Source organism: Pseudomonas sp. EL_65y_Pfl1_R83, from assembly GCF_963970695.1.
GTDB classification, from domain to species: Bacteria; Pseudomonadota; Gammaproteobacteria; order Pseudomonadales; family Pseudomonadaceae; genus Aquipseudomonas; species Aquipseudomonas tritici.
Map to the genome: position 1 here is coordinate 1 of NZ_CAXAQI010000006.1, position 25,707 is coordinate 25,707.

The following is a 25,707-nucleotide window of genomic DNA, read 5'->3' on the forward strand; positions in this document are numbered from 1 at the left end:
GTTGCTCTGGCTTTTGATCTGTTTTTGATTTTGATCTCAGGCGCCCCATCAACCACGCTGGCCGAACGCAGGCTTGAATCCGTGGGTAACCCGGCAGGACGCCGGGTTAGCCGCACTGGGCCAAGGATGGCCCATTGCGGCGGCCCACGGATTCAAGCCGGAGCGAGGTGCCGAGTGGTGGGGCGAAGCGTTTTGGGTTACTTTTGGCGCTCTTCCAAAAGTGACTCGCCGTAAGGGCGAAACCCTAAGTAGCCGTTACCGCAGAAATGGATATGTACTCATTCCAACCACACCGCATGGTCAGCCCAGAGGCCGCCATCGCAGGCAAGCCAGCTCCCACATTTTGATCTGCGTCGTTCTTGAGATAAACGCTGGCCCGTCCCTTGCATTGACCCCCTAAAGCCCTAGGGGAACACTGCCTTGAACATTCTTGACCTCGACCACAGCCTCACCGGCCAGGCGCCGATTGCCCGGCGTTTGGCCAGCGGCCGTGCTACGCGTATCGACCTGCTGGACCTGGGCCCGAAGCTGCGCCTGTGGTCTACCGAAAAAACCTGGAAGCGCTTCGCTGAACGCCTGGCCCTGCGGCCTCGGCCTAAGGATGCGCGGCCGGAAATCCTGTTTGTCGGCTCCGGCGATTATCACCACCTGACGCCGGCGTTTCTCGCCGACTTGAAAGAACCCATCAGCCTCATCCACTTCGATAACCACCCCGACTGGGTACGCTTTGCGCCCAAGCGTCACTGTGGCTCCTGGGTCAACCGTGCGCTGAAAATGCCGGCGATCAAACGCATCGTCACCCTAGGCCCGTGCAGCGATGACCTGCATAACCCACAACTGCGTGGCGGCAACCTCGGGGCGCTCAAGCGCGGGCACTTGCAGCTGTTTCCCTGGCAGCATCCGCCGTCGAAAGTCTGGGGCCGGGTGGGGGATGGCGCCGGCCATCAGCAGCGCGAAGACCACCTGCATTGGCGCAACCTGGCTGAGCTGGACTGGGCCGCTTTCCTCGATCAGATGATCAGCAGCCTGCCCACCGAAGCGATCTGGATCACCCTCGACAAGGATGTGCTGGCCAGCGAAGACGCGGCCACCAACTGGGACCAGGGCGGCATGCGCTTGACCCACCTGCTGCAAGCCCTGCGGGCGTTGGCGGCGCGCAAACGCATCATCGGTATCGACGTGTGCGGCGAGTTCGCCACACCGGCGTTCAGCAATGCGTTCAAGCGCTGGGAGGCCAAGTCCGACCAGCCACCGCCCGAGCGCTGGAGCGCAGAGGATCTGCAGCGCAATGCGGCGACCAATGAAGCCCTGATCGACCTGTTTGAGGAGCTGTTTGCGTGACGTTGACTGTGGTGTTGCTGGTGGCGTTTTCCATCGTGCTCGATGTGATCGGCCAACTGTGTTTCAAGCTCGGCCTGGACCGTTTACCCGAGCTGGACGGCGGTTTCCGCCTGAACGCGTTCTGGGGCCAGGTGTTTAATGCGCCGTTGCTGTGGGCCGGGATCGGCGCCTATGTCGTCGAGTTTTTCGTCTGGCTTGAAGCCCTGTCGCGTGCGCCTTTGAGCCTGTTGTTTCCAGCGGCGGCGCTGGCTTATTGCGGGGTGGTACTGGCGGGCAAGGTGGTGCTGGGCGAAACCGTCAGCCGCCGCCGTTGGATGGGCACGCTGGTGATTACGCTGGGTGTGATGTTGGTGGCCATTGCAGGGAGTCAGGCATGAGTACGCAAACGATGAATACCGGATGGCTGCACGGGCGCTTCGGCACCGTGGTGTTGTGGGCCTTGCTGATCTGTACCGAAAGCGCTGGCCAGTTGTTTACCAAAGTGGCCGGTAATCAATTGGGGCAGATGGATTTCAACTGGCAGTGGCTGAGTGAGGTGGCCCGCAACCCAGGCATTCTGGCGGCCATAGCCTGCTACATCGGCGCGTTCTTCGTGTGGATGCTGATCCTGCGGCGCAGCAGTCTGTCCCTGGCGTTCCCGCTGAGTTCACTGGTATTTGTGGTGGTGTTGCTCGGTTCGTGGCTGGGGCTGGGGGAACATATCAGCCCGCTGCACTGGGTAGGGGTGGCGGTGATAATTGGCGGGATTGCGCTGTTGGCCGAAGGCGAAGAGAACTGAGGTTTCTCTCACTCTCTCGACAGTTGCTACCGAACTAATCGAATTTGTAACTGATCGCCGTCTGCACCTGGCCCTGGTTCACGTCGCCGGTTTGCTTGACGATGCTGCTGTCCGCCGCTGAGCCCACCAAATGCACCCAACTGGCACTGGTCAGCAGCGACCATTTTGCGTCCAGCGGGAACTCGAAACTCTGGGTCAGCGTGACGTTCTGGAAACCACCACTGGCGTTGTACGGGCGAATCCCGGAGGCCGCGGATTCATTGGCATCTACCCCAAAATACGTCTGGGTCTGGCGCGCGTCGGCGAAGTTCGCCGCCAGGCCGGTGCTGCCGATGATCCCGCCGCCCAGTGGGTACCCGAGTTCGCCACCGAGCTTGCCCAGCGCGCCGCTTTGCGAATGCCCGCCGCCCACGGCCTGGCCCAGCCGGGCATAAATGCGCCAGAAGTCGGCGGGCGCGTACTGGATGAAGCCGCCTACCTCAGCCATGTCCGATACATTGCGCAAACCTTGCAGCGAGCCATTGGAGGTGCGTCCTTGCAGGTAATTGATATAGGGGCCGGCAGTGAGACCGTTGGTGTTCAGCGCGCTCCAGGTCAAGCCGTCATCGGTGCTCAGGCTGACACTGCCCCAGTCCAGATCCAGGTACGGCACGGGCCGTGTTTCATAGCGGCTGCCGGTGGGGTCGTGGGGCTGGTAGCTGAAGCCCGCGCCCACTTCGCCGGTGACTGCATCGGCCCGGACCGTGCTGGAGAAGCCACACAGCCCCAGTAAACCGGCGAATACAGCAGAAGTAGCCTTGAGCATGGAGCCGTTTCCTCGTCTGGACAGGCACGCATGAACGCGCGAAGGGCCACCTGTACGCAAGCACTCATCTTGTTTGTAGCAAGCTACAAAAATTGTAGCTTGCACGACACATATTGCCTTGGAACATCAGGCAAAGCCCCGGCCCTGCTCGGCGCCGGCCAGTTGGCACACTCTCTGCTCTACCCCTTGTGCAAGCGCACTGAGCGCGCCCTTACAAGGTAAACGTAGATGATCCACTGGCATATCGTGTGTGACTTCGACGGGACCATTACTCCCACCGATGTCATCGACAACGTCCTCCAACGCTTCGCCGGCCCCGAGTGGGAAACCATCGAACAGGAATGGCTGGATGGGCACATCGGTTCACGCGAATGCCTGAGCCGCCAACTGGCGCTGATCAAGGCGACGCCCTCCGAACTGCTGGCGTATTTCGACAGCGTGGAGATTGACCCGGACTTCCCGGACTTCGTCGATCACGTGATCGGCCTGGGCGCGTCCATCGAAGTGGTCAGCGACGGCATCGAGCAGGGCATCGCGCGGATCCTCTCGCGCAACTACGTGAGCTTGCTGCCGATCCTCGCCAACCGCCTGCGCCAGGTCGACCAGAACAGCTGGCGCATCGACTTCCCGTACGCCAGCGACGCCTGCCGTGCCGCGTCCGGCAACTGCAAGTGCAAATCCACCCCACGCCACAAGCGCGTGCTGGTGATCGGCGACGGCAAGTCCGACATGTGCGTGGCCTCCACCGCCGACTTTGTCTTCGCCAAGGGCAGCCTTGCCGACTACTGCGTGTCCAACAACATCCCTCACGCGCGCTTCGACAGCTTTGCCGAAGTGCCTGCATTGCTGGCGCTGCTGCCACAAGGCATCGCCGCCAACGCCACCACCTTCAACACCTCTTCCGACAATCAGGAACTCTTCCACCATGTCTGATATCCGTATTGCTACCGCCGAAGACCAGATCCTTCTGGATAAAGAAGCCAAATACTGCTCCTACGGCGACACCGTTCACTACATCGAGCCGCCGCGTATTTTCAGCCGTTGCGAAGGCTCCTACGTGTGGGACACCGAAGACCAGGCCTACCTCGACCTGCAAATGTGGTACTCGGCTGTCAACTTCGGTTATGCCAACCCGCGCCTGAACAATGCGCTGAAACAGCAGATCGACACCCTGCCGCAAATCGCCAGCCAGTACCTGCACAAGGGCAAGATCGAGCTGTCGGAAATGATCGCGGTGGACGCCAAGAAGAAGTTCGGCCTCGACGGTCGCGTGCACTTCAACGTGGGCGGTTCGCAGTCCATCGAAGACTCCCTGAAGGTGGTGCGTAACGCGTCCAACGGCAAGAGCCTGATGTTCGCCTTCGAAGGCGGCTACCACGGCCGTACGCTCGGCGCGTCGTCGATTACCTCGAGCTTCCGCTACCGTCGCCGCTACGGCCACTTTGGTGAACGCGCCAACTTCATTCCGTTCCCGTACCACTTCCGCGGCCCTAAAGGCATGACCAAGGAAGAATACGGCAGCCAATGCGTGCAGCAATTCGCGCGCTTGTTCGAGACCGAATACAACGGCGTCTGGGACCCAAAAACCAATCAGTGTGAATACGCAGCGTTCTACGTCGAGCCGATCCAGGGCACCGGCGGCTACGTGATCCCGCCGATGAACTTTTACCGCGAACTTAAGCATGTGCTGGATCAGCACGGCATTTTGATGGTCTCCGACGAAATCCAGATGGGTTTCTATCGCACCGGCAAACTGTGGTCGATCGAGCACTTCGACGTGCAGCCGGACGTGATCGTCTTTGGCAAGGCGCTGACCAACGGCCTCAACCCGCTGGGTGGCATCTGGGCCCGTGAAGAATTGATCAACCCGAAGATCTTCCCACCAGGCTCGACCCACTCCACCTTTGCCTCCAACCCGTTGGGCACGGCGGTAGGTCTGGAAATGTTCAAGATGACCAACGAAGTCGACTACGGCGCGATGGTCATGGCCAAGGGCAAGTTTTTCCTCGAAGGCCTGCAAGACCTGCAGAAACGTTTCCCGATCATCGGCGACGTCGACGGCCTGGGCTTGGCCCTGCGCTGCGAAATCTGCGGCCCGGACGGTTTCACGCCAGACAAGGCGACCCTGGACTACATGGTCGAAGAAGGCATGAAAGGCGACATGGTCGTAGATGGCCAGAAACTCGGCCTGATCCTCGACGTAGGCGGTTACTACAAAAACGTGATCACCCTGGCACCGTCCCTGGAAATCAGCTACCCGGAAATCGAACTGGGCCTGAAGTTGCTTGAACAATTGCTGGTGCGGGCGACCAACCGGTGAGCCAGGCAGAGATCGACCTCGGTGAAGGTTCTGCCGGTTTCGTTCTCGGTGAAGGTCCGGTCGGGGTCCTGTTGATCCACGGCCTGACCGGCACCCCGGCGGAGTTGCGCCAGGTCGCCAAGGGCCTCGCCAAGGCGGGCAATTGCACGGTGTATGTGCCCACCCTGGCCGGGCATTGCGGTGACAACAGCGACCTGCAAGCCACTGGCTGGCGCGACTGGTACGAAGGGGTGCGCAAGACCTTCGTCGGTGTGAAACAGCGGCACGAGCAGGTGTTTGTCGGTGGTTTGTCGATGGGCGCGGTGATGTCGATGTACCTGGCGTCGGAGCATCCAGGCCAGGTCGCCGGCTTGCTGATGTACTCCACCACGCTCAAGTACGACGGCTGGAGCATCAGCAAAATGGCGTTCATCACGCCGTTGCTGATCCGTATTCCATTCGGCGTGCGCCTGTTCCGCTTTACCGAGAAACCGCCCTACGGCATCAAGAACGAACGCCTGCGGGCCATCGTTGAACGGCAGATGAAAGAGGGCGAAAGCAGCGAAGCGGGTTTGTTGACGATGGAGGGCGTGACCGTGCGTGAATTGCACTGGATGAACGCCGTGGTCAAAAAACGCATGCCATCGATCAACGTACCCGCGCTGGTGTTGCATTCTATTGAGGACGACATCACCAGCCGCTGGAACGCCGATTACGTGGAGCGCCACTTGGGCGGGCCGGTGACCAAGATTCTGTTGGACAACTGCTACCACATGATCACCGTCGACCTGCAATACCGCCGGGTGATCGAGTTGAGTGCCGAGTTCATCGAACAGCACACGCATTATGTTCTGCCAAATCGGGTCGTTGTGGGAGCTGTCGAGCTTAAGCGAGGCTGCGATGCAGGCGCCTCGGTCTATCAGTGAAACCGAGGTGATGCTATCGCAGCCTCGCTGGGGCTCGACAGCTCCCACCTTGGATCGGCGTTCGCCAAAGAAATAAGGGGAATACGTGATTACCACCCAAGCCTTTCCAACCATCCGGGCCATCCAGCGCAGTGCCTGGAACGACTGTTTCCCGGGAGCACTGGAAGACTGGGACTATTACGTCGCTGTGGAAAACGCCGCTATCGATGATTTTCAGTGGCGTTACCTGGCGGTCTACGAAAATGGCACGCTGGTGGCAGTGGCCGCCGCGTTCATTACTCATTATCGCCTCGACACCACGGTATCGGGCGCCGGCAAGCGCCTGACCGAGCGTGTAGAACGGCTGTGGCCCGGGCTTTTGCAGTTGGGGTTGTATGCCCTCGGCTCTCCGGTGGCCGAACGTTGCGACGTGGGTTTCGCCAGTGGCGTGGCGGATGCGCGCCGCCCGATGATGCTCAAGCACCTGCTGGAAGCCGCGCGCCGGGATGCCGATGACGTTGGTATCGGCCTGGTGGCGGTCAAGGACGCGCCGAGCAGAGACCCCTATTGGCTTGAGACTTGCCGGGCGGCAGGCTTTCAAAGCATGCCGAGCCTGCCCACCGGCGTGTTGCCGCTGCCTTATGGATCGGTAGATGCTTACCTCGGCTCGCTGGGCAAATCCACCCGCAAGGACCTGCGCCGCAAACTGCGCGCGCCGGGGCCGCGGGTGGAGTGGCGGCGCAATATCGACGACGTGCTGCCCGAAGTCATGCGCCTGTACGAAGCCACGCTGACACGCGCCGAGTTGCAGTTCGAACGGCTGCCTGCCGGCTACTTCACCGGCGTGCTCGAACGGCTTGATCAGCGCGCGGTCTGTGTTCTTTACTGGGTAGACGAGCGACTGGTGGCGTTCAACCTGATGCTGGTGGACGAACAACGGCTGGTGGACAAGTTTTTCGGGCATGACGTCGAGTTCACCCGCGACTACAACCTGTACTTCCGTAGTTGGCTGACCAACATCGACTACTGTATTCAGAATAATATTGCGTTGTATGAGTGTGGGCAGGCCGGGTATGCCAGCAAGCTGCGCCTGGGCTGTGAGTTCCAGGGTAACCGTGTGTTTTTCCGCCACCGCAACCGGCTGGTCAATGGCCTGCTCAAGCTTGTAAAAGTGTTTATTCGACCGGACCGTTCCGACCCCGCCATGGCTGCTGCGATAAGCGAAACCTGATGATCACCAAGACCCGCCAGAAAGCCCGCCCCTTTGCCATTTCGCGCTGGAGCGTCCAGCGCAAGCTGGTGCTGGCGTTCTGGTTGGTCAGTGTGATCCCGACCATGATCGCGGCGGAGTTGGCCGCCACTACGTTGTCGCAGATCTTCGACAGCAACGTGCGCATCTGGCTGCAGGAATCCACCAAGATCGTCAAGGATGAGATCGGCGATATCCTTCATGACAACGCGCGCATGGCCAAATTGTTCCTGCGCTACACCAGCCCGCCTGAGAACAAGCAAGCCGCCAAACACGACCGGCTGACCGCCGACATTGCCGATGCCACTGATATCGACGTGGTAGCGTTGATTCGCACCAGTGACCAAAAAGTCGTGTTCAGTACCGCCGCATCCGACATCGTCAAGCAGATCAGCCTGGCCAAAAATACGGTGTTGCAGACTGTGCAGGTGGAGGGCGTGTCCACCGGCATCGTGGTCTCGACGTTCGATACCTCCCAGGACGGCGTTGATTACGAGCTGCTGGTCGGGACTTACCTGGACAGCAGTTTCCTCACCAGCGTGGCCGATGTGCATTCCCTCGACCTGCGCCTGTACCTGGCCAACCCGGACGGTTTCTCCGAGATTTTCTCGACCCAACGGTTTGAGGATCACCCTTCGCGCATCCCCAAGAGCGTTGAAACCGCGATGCGCGCCACCCGGCAGCCCAGCGAGCAGTTCACCAATAACTACAGCGGTTTGTACTGGCCGATCTTCAATGATGCCGGTGACTTGCAAGGCGTGATTTTCAGCGGCCTGCTGCGCCACACCAGCCTGGTCGGGCTGGTGAACCAGAGTAATCTGTTCGTGCTGATCTTCCTGCTCAGTTCGGCGCTGTCGTTGGCGGCCGGGGTGTTGGTGTCGCGACGCCTGACCAAGCCTTTGCGCGACCTGTCCCAAGGTGTTAACGCGGTGATTTCCGGCGACTACGCGCACCGCGTGGAGGTCAGCGGCGGCGACGAGCTGGCGCAGTTGAGCAGCACCTTCAACCACATGACCGAGCGTCTGGGCGAGTTGCATCACCTTGAAGCCCAGTTGCGTCGGCGTGATCGCCTGCATGCCTTGGGTGAAGTCGCCATGGGCCTGGCTCACGAGATCCGCAACCCGCTGGGGATCATCAAGACGGCGACGCAACTGCTGCACCGTCGCGCTGACCTGGCGGAAACCGACAAGCGTCACCTGGAATACGTGATCAGTGAAGTCAGCCGCATCAACGACCTGATCACCGAGTTTCTCGACTTTGCCAAGCCCAACCCACCGTTGCGCGTGCTGCAGCCAACGCGACCCTTGGTGGAGGAAATCCTCGGCTTCTGCGGCCCGGAATTGGCCACCCATAACATCGATGCACACATCGACGACCAGGCGCCGGGGGCGACGATCTACGCGGATGCCAAGCAGCTCAAGCAGGCGTGCCTCAACCTGATTCTCAACGCCATCGACGCAATGCCCGAAGGCGGACGCCTGACCCTGGGCATTCGCGCCGTGGGCGAAAATACGGTGATCAGCATCGCCGACACCGGCCAGGGTATCCCGGCGGAAATGGTCGAGCGTATCTTCACGCCATTCGTCACCACCAAGGCTTCCGGCACCGGCCTGGGCCTGGCTAAAGTCTATTCGATTATGGAAAGTCACGACGGCAGCATCGAATGTGCCAGCGAGAAAGATGCCGGCGCCACGTTCAGCCTGTACATTCCGGCAATGGGCGAAGACGACGAGGACAGTCATGACGCATAACATTCTGGTAGTCGACGACGAACCCAAGCTCTGCGACCTGCTTGCCTCGGCCCTGGGCCAGAACGAGGTGCAGGTGTTTGTCGCCGGCAACGGCCTGCACGCGCTCAAGGTGCTGGAGCAGGAAGACATCGACTTGGTGATCAGCGATTGGCGCATGCCCGGCATGGACGGGCCGGCGCTGCTGGCCGAGATCAAGGTGCGCTACCCGCACGTGCCGGTGATTGTGATGACTGCCTACAGCACGGTGAAAAACGCCGTGCAGTCGATGCGCAACGGCGCCTACGACTACATCGCCAAGCCGTTCGATATCGACGAGCTGGACATCACCGTGGCCAAGGCCCTGCAATTTCGCGACATCATGCGCGACAACGCACGCCTGCGTGCCGAGCTGGATGAGCACGCGCAGTTCGACAGCCTGGTGGGCGACAGCCCGGCGTTTCGCAAGGTGCTGCAAGCGGTGGACTCGGTGCGTGACAGCAGCGCCACCATCCTATTGACGGGTGAAAGCGGCACCGGCAAGGAAATGGTCGCCCGCGCCATCCACAAACACGGCTGCCGGGCCGACAAACCGTTCGTGGCGGTCAATTGCGCGGCGATCCCGGAAGGCTTGCTGGAAAGCGAAATGTTCGGCCATCGCAAGGGCGCGTTTACCGGCGCCGTGGCTGATCGGGTAGGGCGCTTCCAGCAGGCCGACAAAGGCACATTGTTTCTGGATGAAGTGGGCGATATGCCCCTGGCGTTACAGGCCAAGATCCTGCGCGCCTTGCAGGAACGGGTGATCGAACCGGTGGGCGACCCCCGCGAGCGCAAGGTGGATGTGCGGGTGATCGCCGCCACCAATAAGAACCTGCTGGAGGCGGTGGCTAACAAAGAGTTTCGTGAAGACCTTTATTACCGCCTCAACGTGTTCCCGATTCCTTTGCCGGCCTTGCGCGAGCGTGTGGAGGACATCGCGCCCCTGGCTCGCCACTTCGCCCACACCCTCAGCGCCACGGCCGGCAAGCGCATTACCTGTTTCAGCGCCGAAGCGTTGCAGGCCATGGCGGCGTATCACTGGCCGGGCAATATTCGTGAGCTGCAGAACTGCGTGGAGCGCGCGACCATCGTGGCCGCCTCACCCGTGATCGAAGATATCGACCTGCCGGGTTATTTGTTCGCCTCGAAGCCGAGCGAGGGCGGCGTAGCGGCGATCCTCAGCGAGGGGCCGGGCATTCCCCAGGACCTGGATGCGGCGCTGGCGGAGGTGGAGAAAGCTTATATTCTGGCGGCATTGCAGGAGAGTAGTGGTGTGCAGGCTGCTGCGGCGGCGAAGATCGGAATATCCGAGAGGAGCTTTTGGTACCGCCTGAAGAAGCTGGGGATTCAAGTCGACAAGATCGTACGCTGATCCCCTGTTAGCTACATTTCGACCGTGTTTTGTCAGGAATGGACGCGTACCCAGATGCTGACCAGGACGGTTGCGGCCATCAACCACGCTACCGCCGCTACGGCTAAAGAGGCCTCCAACCGCATCCGATCCACCACCACATACAACGTCGCCAAATACACAAAATACGGAATGATCGACCACATTCCGAACAGGATGGTGGTCTTCAAATCGTCCACCGAGCGGCCCTTGCCGACGATGTAATGCGCGATCAACGCAAAGGTCGGAAACAGCGGTACCAACCCTGCGATGTAATAGTTCTTGGTCTTGGCCAGCGCCGCCAGGATCAGCACCACTGCCGCGCCCAAAGCGGCTTTCAAGAATAGATCCATCAGTGGCTCAACCCGTACTTTTTAACTTTATCGAACAAGGTGGTCTTGGCCATCCCCAATTCCTGGCTGGCCTGGGTCAGGTTGCCGCCACTGCGTTGCAAGGCATCGTTGAGCAGGTTGCGTTCGAAGGCCTCCACCGCCTCGGTAAAGGCCAGGCCATGGTTACCGCTGCTGGCGCCGCTTTTCTTGAAGGCGGGCAGGCCCAGGGCGAAGCGTTCGGCGACGTTGCGCAGTTCGCGCACGTTGCCGGGCCAGTCGTGGCTCATCAGGTTCGACAGGGTCTGGTTGTCCAACTCCGGCACGGCACGGTCGAAGCGCAAGGATGATTGCTGCAGGAAATGTTCGAACAGCTGCAGGATGTCTTCGCGGCGTTCGCGCAGCGGCGGCAGTTCAAGGGTCACCACGTTGAGGCGGTAGTACAGGTCGCTGCGGAACTGACTGGCGCGGCTCAATTCGTCGAGGTCGGACTTGGTGGCGGCGATCACCCGGCAATCCACTGCCACGCTCTGGTTCGAACCCAAGCGTTCCAGGGTGCGTTCCTGTAGCACCCGTAGCAGTTTGATCTGCAGGTTGATCGGCATGCTTTCCACTTCATCAAGGAACAACGTGCCTTCGTGGGCGTGCTCGATCTTGCCGATGCGGCGCTTGCCGGCGCCGGTAAAGGCGTTGGCTTCGTGGCCGAAAATCTCGCTTTCGAAGAGGTTCTCCGGCAAGCCGCCGCAGTTCAACGCGACGAACTGGTGCGAATGGCGCCGGCTGAAATCGTGCAGGCAGCGCGCGACCAATTCCTTGCCGGTGCCGGTCTCGCCTTCGATCAGCACGTTGGCCGAGGTGTCGGCGACGTTGGCGATCAGTTCGCGCAGGTTCTGCATGGCGGGCGAGCGGCCAATGATGCGCCCCTCGAGGGCGTCGCGCTCGGCCAGCTGACGGCGCAACGACCAGACTTCCCGCGCCAGCCCGCGCTGCTCCAGGGCGCGACGGGCGACGTCCACCAGGCGTTCGGGGGAGAAGGGTTTTTCCATGAAATCGTAGGCGCCGTTGCGCATCGCGCCGACCGCCATGGAGATATCGCCATGCCCGGTAATCAGCACCACCGGCAGGCTTTTATCCAGGGCCTTGAGGCGGGTGAGCAGCTCCAGGCCATCAATGCCCGGCAAGCGGATGTCGCTGATCACAATGCCCGCGAAATTCTCGCCGATGCGCTTCAAGGCTTCTTCGGCACTGCCCACGCCGACGCTGTGGATGTCTTCCAGTGCCAGGGCTTGCTGGCAGCCGAGCAGTACATGGGGGTCGTCTTCGACGATCAGCACGGTGAGGTCGTCTTTAGGGGCTGTAGCGTCTGTATTCATGTCGACTCAGCTTTTTGAGCACCCGCCAGCGGCAGGCTCAGGACAAAGGCCGTTCCACCACTGGCCGGATGCTCCACGGCAAGGTTGCCGCCGGTGGCCGCCGCGAGGCTGGCGGAAAGCGTCAGGCCCAAGCCCAGGCCTTGCTCGCCGGGTTTGGTGGTGAAGAACGGTTCGAACAAATGTTTGCGCGCTTCGGCGTCGATGCCGTGGCCGTTGTCGCGTACGTGCAGGCGATATTTGCCCTCGCTGCTGCTGCCGTCCAGCCACAGCTCGGGGGCAGGTTGGGCCTGCATGGCGTCGAGGGCATTGCCGATCAGGTTGACCAGGATCTGCTCCAGGCGCGTCTGGTCGATTTGCAGTTGGGCGGGGACAAAGTCACAGTGCACGCTCAGCGACAGGTCGTCCAGGCGCGCGCCGAGTACCTGGAACGCGGCGTCCACGGCTTTGGCGAGGTTGGCTTCGCCCTGGTCATCACCGCGCCGGGCGAAGGAGCGCAGGCTGGCGGTGATGCGGCCCATGCGGTCGATCAGTTCATTAATGGTCTTGAGGTTGGCGCTGGCGGTGTCCAGGGCGCCGCGCTCGAGGAAACGCACGGTGTTGCCGGACAAGGTGCGCAAGGCGGCCAGGGGCTGGTTCAGTTCGTGGGCGATGCTGGTGGACATCTGGCCGATAGCCGCCAGTTTGCCGGCCTGCACCAGTTCATCCTGGGCGCGGCGCAGGGTTTCTTCGGCCTGGCGGCGTTCGCGGATCTGGCCCTTGAGCCGTTCGTTGCTGGCGCGCAGGTCGGCGGTGCGTTCGGCAATCCGACGCTCCAGCTGGCTGTTGGCTTCCTGCAGGGCTTCCCGCGCGGCGAGGCGGGTGGCGATGACTTTGCGCCGCTCATTCCAGGCAATCAGCAAAAACGCCACCAGGCCAAACGCGACCGCCACCAGGATGCCCTGGTTGATGGCGGCGCGACGCAGGTCGTTGAGTGGGGTAAGCAGGGTGAAATTCCAGGGTGTGTCATTAAGCGGACGGGTTTGCGCCAGGTAGCTGACTTCGCGCTGGTCGTTCACCACTTCGCTGTTGGCTGGGAACGTGAGTTTCTCGGTGCCTTCATTGAGGCGCTCGCGGGCCAGGGGTTCCAGCTCGTTCAACGTCGCCCAGTAATATTGCAAGCTGTGGGCCAGGCGCTCCTTGGTGTCATCGCTCAGCGGGCGCACGGCCTTGAGGCGGCGGGCCGGGTCGCTGGAAAGGATAATGATGCCGTTCTCATCGCTGACGAAGGCCTCGAGGCGCGCGCGTTGCCAGCGTTCCTCCAGTGCTTCGAGGCGCACTTTGACCACGGCGACGCCGATGATTTTGCCGTGTTCTTCCAGGCCGTGGGCCAGGTAGTAGCCGGGTTCGCCGTTGGTGCTGCCGATGCCATAGAACCGCCCGGGCTGACCACGCACGGCGTTCTGGAAGTAGGCACGAAAGGACAGGTCTTCACCCTGGTAACTGTCGGCATCGCGCCAGTTACTGGTGGCCAGCACGCGGCCGGTGGTGTCCATCACGTAGATGGCCCGACTGCGACTGCGTCGGTTCAGGCCTTCGAGGTAGTCGTTGACGGTCTTGCGGGTTTCCTGGGTTGGGTCGGCCAGCAGTTTGGAGACGCTGGACTCCAGTTCCAGAAGGCTGGGCAGGTAAGTGTATTTGCTTAGTTCGCTTTCGACGGTGCGGGCATGCAGTTCCAGTTGGCGTTCGCCGGTATCGCTGAGGGTGCGGATGCCGTAGTACTCACTGATCCAGAAACCGATATAACCCAGTCCGATCATCAGGGCGATGATCAGCGGCGGCAGGAACAGTTGACGGATCAGGCGAGGTTTCACGGCAAGTGATGGCGGTGCGGCGCGAAATTGGTTGGGGTCGCATTTCATCACAGATGCCTTGGGTCAACCAGCGCTTGCCTGCCTGTACGGTCCATTGTGGGAGCGGGCTTGCTCCAACAATGGATCCGGTTTCTACAGTGAAAGCGCTGTAATGCTTAGTGCTGTAGGATTTTCTCAAGGAAGTGCTGCGCGCGTTCGGAGCGGGCGCTGATGTCGCCGAAGAATTCTTCTTTCGGGCAGTCTTCGATGATCTTGCCGGCGTCCATGAAGATTACGCGGTCGGCCACTTTGCGGGCGAAGCCCATTTCGTGGGTCACGCACATCATGGTCATGCCTTCGTGGGCCAGTTGCACCATCACGTCCAGTACTTCGTTGACCATTTCCGGGTCGAGGGCTGAGGTGGGTTCGTCGAACAGCATGACGATCGGGTCCATGGCCAAGGCGCGGGCAATGGCCACACGTTGTTGCTGGCCGCCGGAAAGCTGACCGGGGTGCTTGTGGGCGTGCGCCGACAGGCCCACACGCTCAAGCAATTGCAGGCCCTTCTTGGTGGCTTCTTCCTTGCTGCGACCAAGCACCTTGATCTGCGCGATGGTCAGGTTCTCGGTGATGGTCAGGTGCGGGAACAGTTCGAAGTGCTGGAACACCATGCCCACGCGTGAACGCAGTTTCGGCAGGTTGGTTTTCGGGTCGGCGATGGAGGTGCCGTCGACCACGATGTCGCCCTTCTGGAACGGTTCCAGCGCGTTGACGCACTTGATCAGGGTGGACTTGCCCGAGCCGGACGGCCCGCACACCACGATCACTTCGCCTTTTTTGACATCAGTGCTGCAATCGGTCAGCACCTGGAAGTCGCCATACCACTTGTTGATGTTCTTGATAGAGATCATACGGCAAACCTTTTTTGCAGACGCTTGACCAGCAGCGAGGCGGAAAAGCTGATGATGAAGTAGACGACACCGGCAAAGATCAGGAACTCATTGGAGCGGCCGATGATGTCGCCGTTCGAGCGGGCGGAGTTGAGGAAGTCCACCAGGCCCACGGTGTAGACCAGCGAGGTGTCCTGGAACAGGATGATCGACTGTTGCAGCAGCAACGGGGTCATCTTGCGGAACGCCTGGGGCAGGATGATCAGGCGCATGGTCTGGCCATAGCTCATGCCCATTGCCTGTGCCGCCGCCATCTGGCCCTTGGGGATCGACTGCACGCCGGCTCGCACGATTTCGCAGAAGTACGCGGCTTCGAACATCATGAAGGCCACGACGCAGGAGGCGAACGCGCCGATCGGGGTGTCTTCGCCGGTGATCCAGCGCAGCACGAACGGCACCGCCAGGTAGAACCAGGTGATCACCAGCAGCAGCGGGATCGAGCGGAAGTAGTTCACATAAGCGCCGGCGAGGCGCGACAGCAGTTTGCTGGACGACAGGCGCATCAGCGCCAGGACCGTACCCAGTGCGATACCACCGACCACGCCCATGACCATCAACTGCAAGGTCATGACCATGCCGTTCCACAGGCCCGGGATGGCGGGGATGATGCCGCTGAAATCGAAGTCCATTATTTACCCCCCACGGAGATCAGGCCGGGCACCGCGACTTTCTTCTCGACCATGCGCATCAGCAGCATCAGGCTCATGTTCAGGGTGAAGTAGATCAGCGTGGCCAGGGTGAAGGCCTCAAACAGGTTGGCCGAGAACTCGGCGGTCTGCTTGGTTTGTGCCAGCAGTTCCATCAGGCCGATCAAGGACGCCACGGAGGAGTTCTTGAAGACGTTGAGAAATTCCGAGGTGAGCGGCGGAATGATGATCCGGTAGGCTTGGGGCAGCAGCACGTTCCAGTAGATCTGCGGCAGCTTGAAACCCATGGCACGTGCAGCTGATTCCTGGCCACGCGGAAGTGCCTGAATACCGGTACGTACTTGCTCACACACTCGGGCGGCGGTGAACAGGCCCAGGCATACGACGACGCTCAGGTAAGCCGAAGTGGTCGGGTTGAGGTCTTGTTTGTACCAGTCTTGCAGGTTCTGCGGCAGCAGGTCGGGTATCAGGAAATACCAGATGAATAGCTGAACCAGCAGCGGCACGTTACGGAACAGTTCCACATAGCAGGTCGCAATGCCCGCTACGAGACGGTTCGGCACGGTGCGCATGACGCCCAGAATGGACCCCAGCAGTAAGGCGATAATCCATGCCACGACAGCGATGGCGATGGTCCAGCCCAAGCCGGCGATGTACCAGTCGAGATAAGTCTCGCTGCCCACGCCAGTGGACTTGAAGAACACGCTCCAGTCCCAGTTGTAATTCATTAGGGTCTCCCCCGAAATCGATCGATGTACAAGCACCCGCTTGGGGAAGATCCTTTCCCGCCTGACGGTGAACGCCAGGCACACACGATCGGCTCGAAAACCGCCAGGTCGAGTGTTCCAATGTATTGCCAGCAGGTAGTAACAGACGCCTGAGGGAGGGTTGGCTCCCTCAGGACATAAGCTTAGTCAGGTATTAGATTTTTACGTCAGGCGCTGGCTTGTCGCTTGGGTTAGCGATCAGCTCCTTAACCTTGTCGCTCATCGGGAAGTTCAGGTTCAGGCCTTTTGGTGGGATCGGGCTCTCGAACCACTTGCTGTAGATCTTGTTGATCTCGCCGGATTTGTACAGGGCGACGATGGCGTCATCGACAGCCTTTTTGAAGGCCGGGTCGTCTTTACGCACCATGCAGGCATAGGCTTCGAAGGACTGTGGAGTACCGGTGATGACCCAGTCGTCCGGCTTCTTGGCCTTGGCTTCTTCACCGGCCAGCAGGGCGTCGTCCATCATGAAGGCAACGGCACGGCCGCTTTCCAGCATCTGGAAGGATTCGCCGTGGTCTTTGGCGGAGATGATGTTCATGCCCATTTGCTTGTCAGCGTTCATCGATTTGATGATGCGCTCGGACGTGGTGCCAGCGGTGGTCACGACGTTCTTGCCTTTCAGATCAGCAAAGTCGGCGTAGCTCGGCTTGCCATCCTTGTCTTTCTTGACCAGCAGACGGGTGCCGATTTCGAAAATGTTGACGGTGAAATCAACTTGTTGGGCGCGTTCGGCATTGTTGGTGGTGGAGCCGCACTCGAGGTCCGCGGTGCCGTTCTGGATCAGCGGAATACGGGTTTGCGAAGTGACCAGGTTGTACTTGGCCTTCAGGTCGGGTTTGTTCAGGTCTTTTTTCAGTTGCTCGACGACGGCCAGCTGAATGTCGTGGGAGTAGCCCACTGGTTTGCCCGAACCATCCGCGATGTAGGAAAACGGAATTGAGCTGTCGCGGTGAGCGAGAGTGATGGTGCCGGAGTCGTTGATCTTCTTCAGCGTGCCGGTGAGTTCGGCGGCGAAAACTGGAGTGCTGATCAGAGCAGCAGCGATAGCTGCGCCCAGAATATGGGGAACGATGCGCATCAATACTTCCTCGACATTTGTTTTTTTTATGAAGCCGGCTAAACGGCTCTCTTGTACAGCGAATGCCCGTGACGGCTCCTGAGGCGTCTCAGGCAATCGTCCAAGAGTGTAGAGCATGAGTCGTGCCAGACCAGCGCTAAAAGCTTAAAGCTTTGATTTGTATGGAAATTAACTTTATGTGTCGGGAAAAATCTTACTTCTGGGTCCGGCAAACCGAATAGGGTTGGCTGTCGCGTTCGGAAAACCGAATGCAAAACAAAGCCCCTGGACCTCACGGTGCAGGGGCTTTGTTCGTTATTGGCAGTCAGGCCGCTTCAATCTTGCTGCGGTTCTGCTCGACCTTGGACAGATAACGCTGCACGTTCTCCTGTTCTTGCGCAGTGGTGAACAGGCCCAGCTTGGTACGACGCCACAGTATGTCTTGAGGCTGGGTCACCCATTCTTCAGCACACAGGTAATCGACTTCTCGGGTATACAGGCCGCCACCCAGGTGCTCGCCCAGGTCAGCCATCGATTGCACGCCTTCCAGCAAGCGCCATGTGCGGCTGCCATAAGTAGTGGACCAACGGCGGGCGATTTCACTCGGCACCCAGTCGAATTTGTTGCGAATGGCTTCGGCCAAGGCTTCTGGCGTGGTCATGTCCTCGCCGCCAGGCAGGCTGGCCTTGGCGTTCCAGCTCGGGCGCATCTGGGTGAAATACGGTGCCAGTTGCGCCATCGCCGATTCGGCGAGCTTGCGATAGGTGGTCAGCTTGCCGCCAAACACCGACAGGATCGGTGCCTCGCCCGTGCCGCCGGACAGCGCCAGCGTGTAGTCGCGGGTAATGGCCGACGGGTTGTCCGACTCGTCGTTGCACAGTGGGCGAACGCCAGAGTAGGTATGGAGGATGTCGTCGCGGCTCAGTTGCTTCTTGAAGTGTGCGTTGACCACCTGGAGCATGTAGTCGGTTTCACCTTCGGTGATCTCAACTGCAGCCGGGTCGCCTGTGTATTCGCGGTCGGTGGTGCCGATGATGGTCAGGTGGTTCAGGTACGGAATGGTGAAAACGATGCGCTGGTCTTCGTTCTGCAGGATGTGCGCGTGAGCACCTTCGTAGAGTTTCGGCACGATCAGGTGGCTGCCCTGGATCAAACGGATGCCGTAGGGCGAATCCAGTTTCAAGTCATCCTTGATGAACTTGGCCACCCATGGGCCAGCGGCGTTGACCAGTGCGCGGGCACGGATCGAGAACAGGCTGCCATCGGCGCGTTCCATGTTCATTTCCCACAGGCCCTTGCTGCGATGGGCGCTGACGCAACGGGTCTGGGTATGGATGTGCGCGCCTTTTTCGCGGGCGGCCATGGCGTTTAGGACGACAAGGCGAGCGTCATCGACCCAGCAATCGGAGTACTCGAAGCCTTTGGTAATTTCGCTTTTCAGTGGGCTGTCCGGGCCGAACTTGAGGCTTTTCGAGCCGGCGAGCTTTTCGCGCTTGCCGAGATTGTCGTACAGGAACAGGCCGGCGCGGATCATCCATGCCGGACGCAGGTGCGGGCGGTGCGGCAACACGAAACGCATCTGCTTGACGATGTGCGGGGCCTTGGCCAGCAGCACTTCGCGTTCGGCCAACGCTTCGCGCACCAGGCGGAACTCGTAATGTTCAAGGTAGCGCAGGCCACCGTGGATCAGCTTGCTGCTAGCGGAAGAGGTGTGGCTGGCCAGGTCATCCTTTTCGCAAAGGAAAACCGACAAACCGCGACCGGCTGCATCTGCTGCAATGCCGACGCCATTGATTCCGCCGCCTATAACGGCAACGTCATAGACTTCGGCAAGCGGTGGAGCAGGCAAGGTAGAAGGGTTCATCGGCTGGCCTCGCGATCTTTTCGTATTGGAATTCGAACATTAATGTTCATTTGCGAAAATAGTAGCGGATAAACGCGCGCACAGCCACCTGACTTCGATTGAAAAAACTCATCGAAGGGCGGGTAAAGGAAAATTTGTGAACATAACCGCTGATAGTTCCCACGCGGAGCGTGGGAACGAGAACCTAGACGACTTCCAACTGAACCTTATGCTCATTCAACAACTGCACCAGCGCCGGCACCGGCTGCTGATCGGTCACCAGACAATCCACCAGACTGATCGGCCCCAGGCGAATCATGGCGTTGCGCCCGAATTTGCTGGAGTCGGCCGCCAGGATGACCTTGCGCGCATTGGCGATAATCGCCTGGGAAACCCGCACTTCCTGGTAGTCAAAGTCGAGCAAGCTGCCATCTTCATCGATACCGCTGATACCCACCAAGGCAAAGTCGACCTTGAACTGGTTGATGAAGTCGACACTCGCCTGGCCCACCACACCGCCGTCACGGCGCACATTACCGCCCGTCAACAGCACGTCGAAGTCGTCCTTGGCGCTGAGCATGGTGGCGACGTTGAGGTTGTTGGTGATGATTTTCAGGTGGTTGTGGTTGAGCAGCGCACGGGCGATGGATTCGGTAGTGGTGCCGATATTGATGAACAGCGAGGCGTGATCGGGGATTTGCGCCGCGATGGCTTCGCCGATGCGCTGTTTCTCGTCGCGCATCTGGTCGGCACGCATGGCGTACGCGGTGTTTTCGACACTGGAATCATAGGCCGCGCCGCCGTGGTAGCGGCGCAGCAGATTGGCGTCCGCCAGTTGGTTGATATCGCGGCGGATGGTTTGCGGGGTGACAACGAATAGCTGCGCCATTTCCTCGATGCTGACATAGCCGCGTTCGCGGACCAGTTCGAGGATTTGTTGTTGGCGGGGAGGCAGATTCATGGGGCGTCCTTTGGGCTGCCATACAAAAGTGGCCCATGATGACGCAGGAATCCGCTCCCTGCCAGTTACAACCCTATATGGATACGGCGCTTGGCTTATTCAGCGCCTTCGTGCGGTTCCCAGTCGCGGGTACGGCTTACCGCTTTTTGCCAGCCGGCGTAGAGCTTCTCCTTGGCGACTTCGTCCAACTGTGGTTCGAATTCGCGTTCGATCACCGCCTTGCCGCGCAATTCATCCAGGCTGCCCCAGAAGCCGCAGGCCAGGCCTGCCAGGTACGCGGCGCCCAATGCGGTGGTCTCGCGCATCTGCGGGCGCTCGACCTGGGTGCCGAGGATATCGGCCTGGAACTGCATCAGGAAGTTGTTGGCGACCGCGCCGCCGTCCACACGCAAGGCTTTGAGGCGTTCGCCCGAGTCTTGTTGCATGGCGTCAAGTACGTCGCGGGTCTGGTAGGCAATCGACTCCAGGGCCGCACGAATGATGTGATCCACGCGTACGCCGCGGGTCAGGCCAAACAGGGCGCCGCGGGCATACGGGTCCCAGTACGGCGCGCCCAGGCCGGTGAACGCCGGGACCAGGTACACGCCGTTGCTGTCCTTGACCTTGCTGGCGAAGTATTCGGTGTCGGTGGCATCGGCAATAATCTTCAGCTCGTCACGCAGCCATTGCACGGTGGAGCCGCCGTTGAACACGGCACCTTCCAGGGCGTAGGCCACTTCGCCACGCGGGCCGCAGGCGATGGTGGTAAGCATGCCGTGCTGGGATTTCACCGCTTTGTCGCCGGTGTTCATCAGCAGGAAGCAGCCAGTGCCGTAGGTGTTCTTGGCCTGGCCTGCTTCAACGCACATCTGACCGAACAGTGCAGCCTGCTGGTCGCCGGCGATACCGCCGATAGCGATGCCGCTTTTGGTGCGGCCGTAGATTTCCGACGACGACTTCACTTCCGGCAGCATTTCGCGCGGCACGTCGAGGATCTCCAGCATCTTCGCATCCCACTCAAGGGTGTGGATGTTGAAAAGCATGGTACGCGAGGCGTTGGTGTAGTCGGTGACGTGGGTTTTGCCGCCGGTAAATTTCCAGATCAGCCAGCTGTCGATGGTACCGAACAGCAGCTCGCCGTTGCGCGCACGCTCGCGGCTGCCTTCGACATTGTCGAGGATCCACTTGAGCTTGGTGCCGGAGAAGTACGGGTCGGTGACCAGGCCGGTGGCGTCATTAATGTATTGCTCATGGCCGTCGCGCTTGAGTTGCTGGCAAATCTCGGTGCTGCGGCGGCATTGCCAGACGATGGCGTTGTAGATCGGGCGACCGGTGACTTTGTCCCACACCACGGTGGTTTCACGCTGGTTGGTGATGCCGATGGCGGCGACCTGATCATGGTGCAGGCCGGCCTGGGCCAGGGCCTCGACCATCACCGCGCTCTGGGTGGCGAAGATTTCCATCGGGTCATGCTCGACCCAGCCCGGCTGTGGGTAGTGCTGAGTGAACTCACGCTGGGCGGTGCAGACCACGTTGGCGTCACGATCAAAGATGATCGCGCGGGAGCTGGTGGTGCCCTGGTCAAGGGCGATGATGTAGTTCTTATTCTGAATATCGGTCATGTCGAATGCCTTGGGAAATAAGAAAGTCGGTAGTCAGCCTGGCTGCAAAAGGGCAGGAGCGGCCAGGCTGGCGTGATCAGGAAATACGGGTTTTGCCGTTGACAGCCGTGTCAGGTGTTTCTTCAGCTATAGCAGGTGCGGCGCTTGGCAGGTGACGGGCAATCAGCCCGCGATACGCTGCAGCACCTAGGCATGCGCCAACAATCGGCGCGAAAATCGGTACGAGGAAGTAAGGAATATCGCGGCCACCGGTAAAGGCCATTTCACCCCAGCCGGCGAAAAAGGTCATCAGCTTGGGCCCGAAATCCCGCGCCGGGTTCATCGCGAAGCCGGTCAGCGGGCCCATGGCACTGCCGATCACGGCGATCAGCAGGCCGATCAGCAGCGGGGCCAGCGGGCCGCGTGGCAGGCCGTTGTTGTCATCGGTGAGGGCCATGATCACGCCCATCAGGATCGCGGTGATGACCATTTCCACCAGGAAGGCCTGGGCGGTGCTCAGTAGCGCATGGGGGTAGGTGGAGAACACCGACGCCAGTTCCAGGCTGGCTTGCGTGCCACGGACCATATGGTGGGTTTGTTCGTAATCGAAAAACAGGTTGCTGTAGAGGGTGTACACCAAGGCGGCCGAGCAGAAGGCGCCGGCGATCTGGGCGAGGATATAGAAGGGCAGTTTACGTTTGTCGAAGTCGGCGAAAATGCACAGTGCAATACTGACGGCGGGGTTCAGGTGCGCCCCGGAAATGCCGGCGCTCAGGTAGATCGCCATACTGACGCCCACCCCCCAGATGATACTGATCTCCCACAAGCCAAAGCTGGCACCCGCGACCTTGAGCGCAGCGACACATCCCGTACCGAAGAAGATAAGAAGCGCAGTCCCCAGGAACTCGGCCATACATTGGCTCGAAAGTGAAGGCTGTTGAAGAGCAGTTGTCATGGAAAACCTCAGTTGTTGTTCTTGTCTGGCGCACAACCTCAACGGGTTATTGCGCGATTTTCACCGTGGCAAGGATCCCCATCCCGGACACGGCTTACTGCTTGAATACTGCGGAGCTATTCCTACAGCATTCGGAAACGAAAAAATATAGACAAGAATGACCGCTGTCAAAGGTCGAAAGTGAACTGTCAGTCACTTTCAAACTATTGGTCTGGTGAATGATCACGCTTGTCATCTTGCGTGTGTACCTTAAGAGTCGGCGTACTAGAGCCTTTTGCGTGGGCTTGGCCTAGAATCGGCCATCTGTTTGCCATGCCCGGAGGCACCATGACGCCTGCATTGGATTTGTTGAAAAAAGTTCGCGCCGAACATCGTATCCACAGTTACGAACATGACCCCAAGGCGGCTTCGTATGGGCTGGAGGCCGCGGAGAAGTTGGGCCTCGACCCGGCGCAGGTGTTCAAGACCTTGCTGGCGAGCAGTGAGAAAGGCGAATTGTTGGTGGCGGTGGTGCCGGTCGTCGGAAGTCTCGACCTGAAAGGGCTGGCGCACGCTGCCGGGGTGAAAAAAGTCGAAATGGCCGACCCGGCAGCGGCGCAGCGCTCTACGGGTTACTTGTTAGGCGGCATCAGCCCGTTGGGGCAGAAGAAGCGGTTGCGCACGTTTATCGATGTGACGGCGCAGCCGTTCGCGACCATTTTTGTGAGCGCGGGTAGAAGGGGGCTGGAAGTGGAATTGCCAGCGGCGGTGCTGGCTGAGCATACCCAGGCTAAATTCGCGCCGATTGGCCGGGCCTGAATCTATTTTGAAGCGCCTGAAATCAAGCCGGTTTCGTCAGTTATTCAGTGCGCAGGGCTGTAGCGGCGTACGCCGGATTCGACTTTAGGGATTTGCGCCGCCGTACTCCCTGACGCCTGAAATAACACCAGATGCTCAGCCGCAACCCGAATCCCCACATCCGCCCCCACCTGATGGTCGGCGTGGCTGGGGAAAATCGACTCCAATTGCGCGCCCGTCGGAAGTTGCAGGCGGTACAAGGTAGACGCCCCCAGGAACGTCTTGCCGACGATCTGCGCTTTCAGCGCGCTGTCTGGCGCGTAGACGATGTCATCCGGGCGCAGCAGCACATCCACCGCACCGCCGGTAGGCCAGGTGTAGGCGCGGTTGCCGCGTAGCTCGCCGAGTTCGGTGCTCACCGATTCCGGCGAACTTAACTGGCCACGAATGAAGTAACCCTGGCCGATAAAGCTGGCGACATATGGCGTCTGCGGTTCGTGATAGAGGTTGTAGGGCGTGTCCCACTGCTCAAGGCGGCCCTCCTTGAAAACACCGACCTGGTCGCTGACCGCGAAGGCTTCCTCCTGATCATGGGTCACCAGAATCGCACTGGTGCCGCGTGCCTTGAGGATATCCCGCACCTCGTGGCTGAGCTTGCGTCGCAACTCGCCATCCAGGTTGGAGAAGGGTTCGTCCAGCAATAACAGTGCCGGCTCCGGCGCCAAAGCACGGGCGAGAGCGACGCGTTGTTGTTGGCCGCCGGAAAGCTCATGAGGAAAGCGCTTGCCCAGGTTTTTCAGGTTCACCAGTTCCAACAACTCAGCGACCACGCGGTCTTGTTGCGGGTGCTTGCGAATGCCGAAGGCGATGTTGTCAGCCACGCTGAGGTGAGGAAACAGGGCGTAGTCCTGGAACACCATGCCGATGCGGCGTTTCTCCGGCGCCAGAGTGAACCCGGCACTGGAGATCACTTCGCCCGCCAGGCTGATTTCACCCTCGTGCACCGGCTCAAACCCGGCAATGGCGCGCAACGTCGTGGTCTTGCCGCAGCCCGAAGAGCCTAACAGGCAACCGATATCGCCGGCATTCAGGTGCAGGTTGAGGTTCTGCACCACCCGTTGATCTTGATAGCCGCATGCCAGATTGCGCAGGTTCAGCAGTAATGGCTGGCTCATGCGTGGTGGTACGACGGCGGGACGAGGAACTCGAGCAGGGCTTTTTGCGCATGCAGGCGGTTCTCGGCCTGGTCCCAGGCGACCGAGCGCGGATCGTCAAGCAGGTCAAGGCTGATTTCTTCGCCACGGTGCGCCGGCAGGCAGTGCATGAACAACACGTCGGGGGCGGCCAGGTCGAGCAGGGCGCGGTTCACTTGATACGGGGCGAACTGGGCCAGGCGCTTGGTGGTTTCGTCTTCCTGGCCCATGGAGGTCCAGACGTCGGTGCTCACCAGGTGCGCGCCGATCACCGCGTCACGCGGGTCGCGAACCAGGGTCACGCGGTCACCGGCCTGCGCCAGGAAGCGCGCATCAGGCTCATAACCTTCCGGGCAGGCAACGCGCAATTGGAAGTCGAACTGGATCGCCGCTTCTATATAACTGTTGCACATGTTGTTGCCGTCGCCGATCCACGCCACGGTCTTGCCCTGAATCGAGCCACGGTGTTCGAGAAAGGTTTGCATGTCGGCCAGCAACTGGCACGGGTGCAGGTCATCGGACAGGCCGTTGATCACCGGTACGCGGGAGTTGGCGGAAAATTCGGTCACGGTACTGTGGGCAAAGGTACGGATCATCACGGCGTCGAGCATGCTCGACATTACCTTCGCGCTGTCGGCGATCGGCTCGCCACGCCCTAACTGGGTGTCGCGCGAGGACAAGAAGATGGCCTGGCCACCCAGTTGAATCATGCCGGCTTCGAAAGACACGCGGGTGCGGGTTGATGACTTCTCGAAAATCATCCCGAGCACGCGGTTTTTCAAAGGCTCGAACAGTACGCCGCGGTTACGCAGGTCTTTAAGCTCAATGCCTCGACGGATCACGCTGACCAGCTCTTCGGGCGTGCAATCCATCAGGGAGAGAAAGTGCCTTGCGCTCATCATTAACTACC

General features: G+C 60.2%; 24 protein-coding genes. 10 read left to right on the forward strand and 14 right to left on the reverse strand.

The features are described 5' to 3' along the window. Positions 1-420 precede the first annotated feature (420 nt). From AACY08_RS10155 to AACY08_RS10165, 3 genes are read left to right on the forward strand one after another with little or no spacing between them, the layout of a single operon-like run. Complete coding sequence (locus AACY08_RS10155; RefSeq protein WP_339469313.1) at positions 421-1,341, forward strand: arginase; 921 nt, start codon at positions 421-423, stop codon at positions 1,339-1,341. Beyond that, entirely contained in the window at positions 1,338-1,718 is a 381-nt protein-coding gene (locus AACY08_RS10160) for a transporter (RefSeq protein ID WP_065872537.1), read from the forward strand. The genes AACY08_RS10155 and AACY08_RS10160 overlap by 4 nt, the downstream gene beginning before the upstream one ends. Next, positions 1,715-2,119 carry an EamA family transporter gene (locus AACY08_RS10165; protein ID WP_339469315.1) on the forward strand — a complete coding sequence of 135 codons (405 nt, stop codon included), beginning with the start codon at positions 1,715-1,717 and terminating at the stop codon, positions 2,117-2,119. The genes AACY08_RS10160 and AACY08_RS10165 overlap by 4 nt, the downstream gene beginning before the upstream one ends. 34 nt (positions 2,120-2,153) lie before the next feature. On the opposite strand, the gene AACY08_RS10170 is transcribed toward AACY08_RS10165, so the two are convergent. Continuing rightward, on the reverse strand, positions 2,154-2,924 hold the full coding sequence (locus tag AACY08_RS10170) for a MipA/OmpV family protein (protein WP_339469316.1): 771 nt from the start codon (positions 2,922-2,924) through the stop codon (positions 2,154-2,156). Between the two features lie 228 nt (positions 2,925-3,152). Here AACY08_RS10170 and AACY08_RS10175 point away from each other — a divergent pair, with 228 nt between their 5' ends. From AACY08_RS10175 to AACY08_RS10200, 6 genes are all read left to right on the forward strand, one after another. Further along, positions 3,153-3,857, forward strand: a complete 705-nt coding sequence (locus AACY08_RS10175) for an MtnX-like HAD-IB family phosphatase (RefSeq protein WP_339469317.1) — start codon at positions 3,153-3,155, stop codon at positions 3,855-3,857. Then, positions 3,850-5,244 (forward strand): aspartate aminotransferase family protein, encoded by a 1,395-nt coding sequence (locus tag AACY08_RS10180; protein WP_049709772.1) that lies wholly within the window; start codon positions 3,850-3,852, stop codon positions 5,242-5,244. Before AACY08_RS10175 ends, AACY08_RS10180 begins: the two co-directional genes overlap by 8 nt. Next, a complete protein-coding gene (locus AACY08_RS10185) occupies positions 5,241-6,149 on the forward strand; it encodes an alpha/beta hydrolase (protein WP_339469318.1) in 909 nt (302 codons plus the stop codon). Before AACY08_RS10180 ends, AACY08_RS10185 begins: the two co-directional genes overlap by 4 nt. A gap of 85 nt (positions 6,150-6,234) precedes the next feature. Then, the gene (locus tag AACY08_RS10190) at positions 6,235-7,359 is read left to right on the forward strand and encodes a GNAT family N-acetyltransferase (RefSeq protein ID WP_339469319.1); all 1,125 of its coding nucleotides are present in this window, start codon (positions 6,235-6,237) and stop codon (positions 7,357-7,359) included. Further along, positions 7,359-9,128, forward strand: a complete 1,770-nt coding sequence (locus tag AACY08_RS10195; protein WP_339455556.1) for a sensor histidine kinase — start codon at positions 7,359-7,361, stop codon at positions 9,126-9,128. Before AACY08_RS10190 ends, AACY08_RS10195 begins: the two co-directional genes overlap by 1 nt. Next, entirely contained in the window at positions 9,118-10,515 is a 1,398-nt protein-coding gene (locus AACY08_RS10200) for a sigma-54-dependent transcriptional regulator (protein WP_339469320.1), read from the forward strand. The genes AACY08_RS10195 and AACY08_RS10200 overlap by 11 nt, the downstream gene beginning before the upstream one ends. A 32-nt stretch (positions 10,516-10,547) precedes the next feature. Here AACY08_RS10200 and AACY08_RS10205 read toward each other — a convergent pair whose 3' ends face one another. The 11 genes from AACY08_RS10205 to AACY08_RS10255 all read right to left on the reverse strand — a co-directional run bounded on the left by AACY08_RS10205 (position 10,548) and on the right by AACY08_RS10255 (position 22,827). Further along, positions 10,548-10,886, reverse strand: coding sequence for a GlpM family protein (locus AACY08_RS10205; protein ID WP_339417835.1), 339 nt, complete (start codon positions 10,884-10,886; stop codon positions 10,548-10,550). After that, the gene (locus AACY08_RS10210; RefSeq protein WP_339469322.1) at positions 10,886-12,235 is read right to left on the reverse strand and encodes a sigma-54-dependent transcriptional regulator; all 1,350 of its coding nucleotides are present in this window, start codon (positions 12,233-12,235) and stop codon (positions 10,886-10,888) included. The genes AACY08_RS10205 and AACY08_RS10210 overlap by 1 nt, the downstream gene beginning before the upstream one ends. Beyond that, positions 12,232-14,133, reverse strand: coding sequence for a sensor histidine kinase (locus tag AACY08_RS10215; RefSeq protein ID WP_339469323.1), 1,902 nt, complete (start codon positions 14,131-14,133; stop codon positions 12,232-12,234). Before AACY08_RS10215 ends, AACY08_RS10210 begins: the two co-directional genes overlap by 4 nt. Positions 14,134-14,240: 107 nt before the next feature. Further along, a complete protein-coding gene (locus AACY08_RS10220) occupies positions 14,241-14,975 on the reverse strand; it encodes an amino acid ABC transporter ATP-binding protein (protein WP_049709764.1) in 735 nt (244 codons plus the stop codon). Continuing rightward, positions 14,972-15,643, reverse strand: a complete 672-nt coding sequence (locus tag AACY08_RS10225) for an amino acid ABC transporter permease (protein WP_339417840.1) — start codon at positions 15,641-15,643, stop codon at positions 14,972-14,974. Before AACY08_RS10225 ends, AACY08_RS10220 begins: the two co-directional genes overlap by 4 nt. Beyond that, a complete protein-coding gene (locus tag AACY08_RS10230) occupies positions 15,643-16,389 on the reverse strand; it encodes an amino acid ABC transporter permease (protein ID WP_065872525.1) in 747 nt (248 codons plus the stop codon). The genes AACY08_RS10225 and AACY08_RS10230 overlap by 1 nt, the downstream gene beginning before the upstream one ends. Positions 16,390-16,582: 193 nt before the next feature. Then, positions 16,583-17,509: a glutamate/aspartate ABC transporter substrate-binding protein gene (locus AACY08_RS10235; RefSeq protein WP_339417842.1), complete on the reverse strand. Its 927-nt coding sequence runs from the start codon at positions 17,507-17,509 to the stop codon at positions 16,583-16,585. A 304-nt stretch (positions 17,510-17,813) separates the two neighbouring features. Then, entirely contained in the window at positions 17,814-19,352 is a 1,539-nt protein-coding gene (glpD, locus tag AACY08_RS10240; RefSeq protein ID WP_339469324.1) for a glycerol-3-phosphate dehydrogenase, read from the reverse strand. Between the two features lie 184 nt (positions 19,353-19,536). Then, a complete protein-coding gene (locus AACY08_RS10245; RefSeq protein ID WP_339417845.1) occupies positions 19,537-20,292 on the reverse strand; it encodes a DeoR/GlpR family transcriptional regulator in 756 nt (251 codons plus the stop codon). Positions 20,293-20,387: 95 nt separating this feature from the next. Continuing rightward, positions 20,388-21,893: a glycerol kinase GlpK gene (gene glpK, locus AACY08_RS10250; RefSeq protein ID WP_339417846.1), complete on the reverse strand. Its 1,506-nt coding sequence runs from the start codon at positions 21,891-21,893 to the stop codon at positions 20,388-20,390. A gap of 76 nt (positions 21,894-21,969) precedes the next feature. Then, positions 21,970-22,827, reverse strand: a complete 858-nt coding sequence (locus AACY08_RS10255) for an MIP/aquaporin family protein (protein WP_049709757.1) — start codon at positions 22,825-22,827, stop codon at positions 21,970-21,972. Between the two features lie 327 nt (positions 22,828-23,154). On the opposite strand from AACY08_RS10255, the gene ybaK reads away from it, so the two are divergent. Next, entirely contained in the window at positions 23,155-23,625 is a 471-nt protein-coding gene (gene ybaK, locus AACY08_RS10260; protein WP_049709756.1) for a Cys-tRNA(Pro) deacylase, read from the forward strand. A 44-nt stretch (positions 23,626-23,669) separates the two neighbouring features. Here the strand turns inward: ybaK and AACY08_RS10265 are convergent, their stop codons facing one another. Together AACY08_RS10265 and argF are read right to left on the reverse strand one after the other, a co-directional pair. Further along, on the reverse strand, positions 23,670-24,779 hold the full coding sequence (locus AACY08_RS10265) for an ABC transporter ATP-binding protein (protein WP_339417848.1): 1,110 nt from the start codon (positions 24,777-24,779) through the stop codon (positions 23,670-23,672). Continuing rightward, positions 24,776-25,696 (reverse strand): ornithine carbamoyltransferase, encoded by a 921-nt coding sequence (argF, locus tag AACY08_RS10270; RefSeq protein ID WP_065872520.1) that lies wholly within the window; start codon positions 25,694-25,696, stop codon positions 24,776-24,778. Before argF ends, AACY08_RS10265 begins: the two co-directional genes overlap by 4 nt. Positions 25,697-25,707: the final 11 nt, after the last annotated feature.

What these genes read in the sequence shown, in the direction of transcription:
- AACY08_RS10165 (WP_339469315.1), top strand. Translation starts at nt 1,715, where the DNA reads ATGAGTACGCAAACGATGAATACCGGATGGCTGCACGGGCGCTTCGGC.
- AACY08_RS10170 (WP_339469316.1), bottom strand. Translation starts at nt 2,924, where the DNA reads ATGCTCAAGGCTACTTCTGCTGTATTCGCCGGTTTACTGGGGCTGTGT.
- AACY08_RS10175 (WP_339469317.1), top strand. Translation starts at nt 3,153, where the DNA reads ATGATCCACTGGCATATCGTGTGTGACTTCGACGGGACCATTACTCCC.
- AACY08_RS10180 (WP_049709772.1), top strand. Translation starts at nt 3,850, where the DNA reads ATGTCTGATATCCGTATTGCTACCGCCGAAGACCAGATCCTTCTGGAT.
- AACY08_RS10195 (WP_339455556.1), top strand. Translation starts at nt 7,359, where the DNA reads ATGATCACCAAGACCCGCCAGAAAGCCCGCCCCTTTGCCATTTCGCGC.
- AACY08_RS10200 (WP_339469320.1), top strand. Translation starts at nt 9,118, where the DNA reads ATGACGCATAACATTCTGGTAGTCGACGACGAACCCAAGCTCTGCGAC.
- AACY08_RS10205 (WP_339417835.1), bottom strand. Translation starts at nt 10,886, where the DNA reads ATGGATCTATTCTTGAAAGCCGCTTTGGGCGCGGCAGTGGTGCTGATC.
- AACY08_RS10210 (WP_339469322.1), bottom strand. Translation starts at nt 12,235, where the DNA reads ATGAATACAGACGCTACAGCCCCTAAAGACGACCTCACCGTGCTGATC.
- AACY08_RS10215 (WP_339469323.1), bottom strand. Translation starts at nt 14,133, where the DNA reads ATGAAATGCGACCCCAACCAATTTCGCGCCGCACCGCCATCACTTGCC.
- AACY08_RS10220 (WP_049709764.1), bottom strand. Translation starts at nt 14,975, where the DNA reads ATGATCTCTATCAAGAACATCAACAAGTGGTATGGCGACTTCCAGGTG.
- AACY08_RS10225 (WP_339417840.1), bottom strand. Translation starts at nt 15,643, where the DNA reads ATGGACTTCGATTTCAGCGGCATCATCCCCGCCATCCCGGGCCTGTGG.
- AACY08_RS10230 (WP_065872525.1), bottom strand. Translation starts at nt 16,389, where the DNA reads ATGAATTACAACTGGGACTGGAGCGTGTTCTTCAAGTCCACTGGCGTG.
- AACY08_RS10235 (WP_339417842.1), bottom strand. Translation starts at nt 17,509, where the DNA reads ATGCGCATCGTTCCCCATATTCTGGGCGCAGCTATCGCTGCTGCTCTG.
- glpD (WP_339469324.1), bottom strand. Translation starts at nt 19,352, where the DNA reads ATGAACCCTTCTACCTTGCCTGCTCCACCGCTTGCCGAAGTCTATGAC.
- AACY08_RS10245 (WP_339417845.1), bottom strand. Translation starts at nt 20,292, where the DNA reads ATGAATCTGCCTCCCCGCCAACAACAAATCCTCGAACTGGTCCGCGAA.
- glpK (WP_339417846.1), bottom strand. Translation starts at nt 21,893, where the DNA reads ATGACCGATATTCAGAATAAGAACTACATCATCGCCCTTGACCAGGGC.
- AACY08_RS10255 (WP_049709757.1), bottom strand. Translation starts at nt 22,827, where the DNA reads ATGACAACTGCTCTTCAACAGCCTTCACTTTCGAGCCAATGTATGGCC.
- ybaK (WP_049709756.1), top strand. Translation starts at nt 23,155, where the DNA reads ATGACGCCTGCATTGGATTTGTTGAAAAAAGTTCGCGCCGAACATCGT.
- AACY08_RS10265 (WP_339417848.1), bottom strand. Translation starts at nt 24,779, where the DNA reads ATGAGCCAGCCATTACTGCTGAACCTGCGCAATCTGGCATGCGGCTAT.
- argF (WP_065872520.1), bottom strand. Translation starts at nt 25,696, where the DNA reads ATGAGCGCAAGGCACTTTCTCTCCCTGATGGATTGCACGCCCGAAGAG.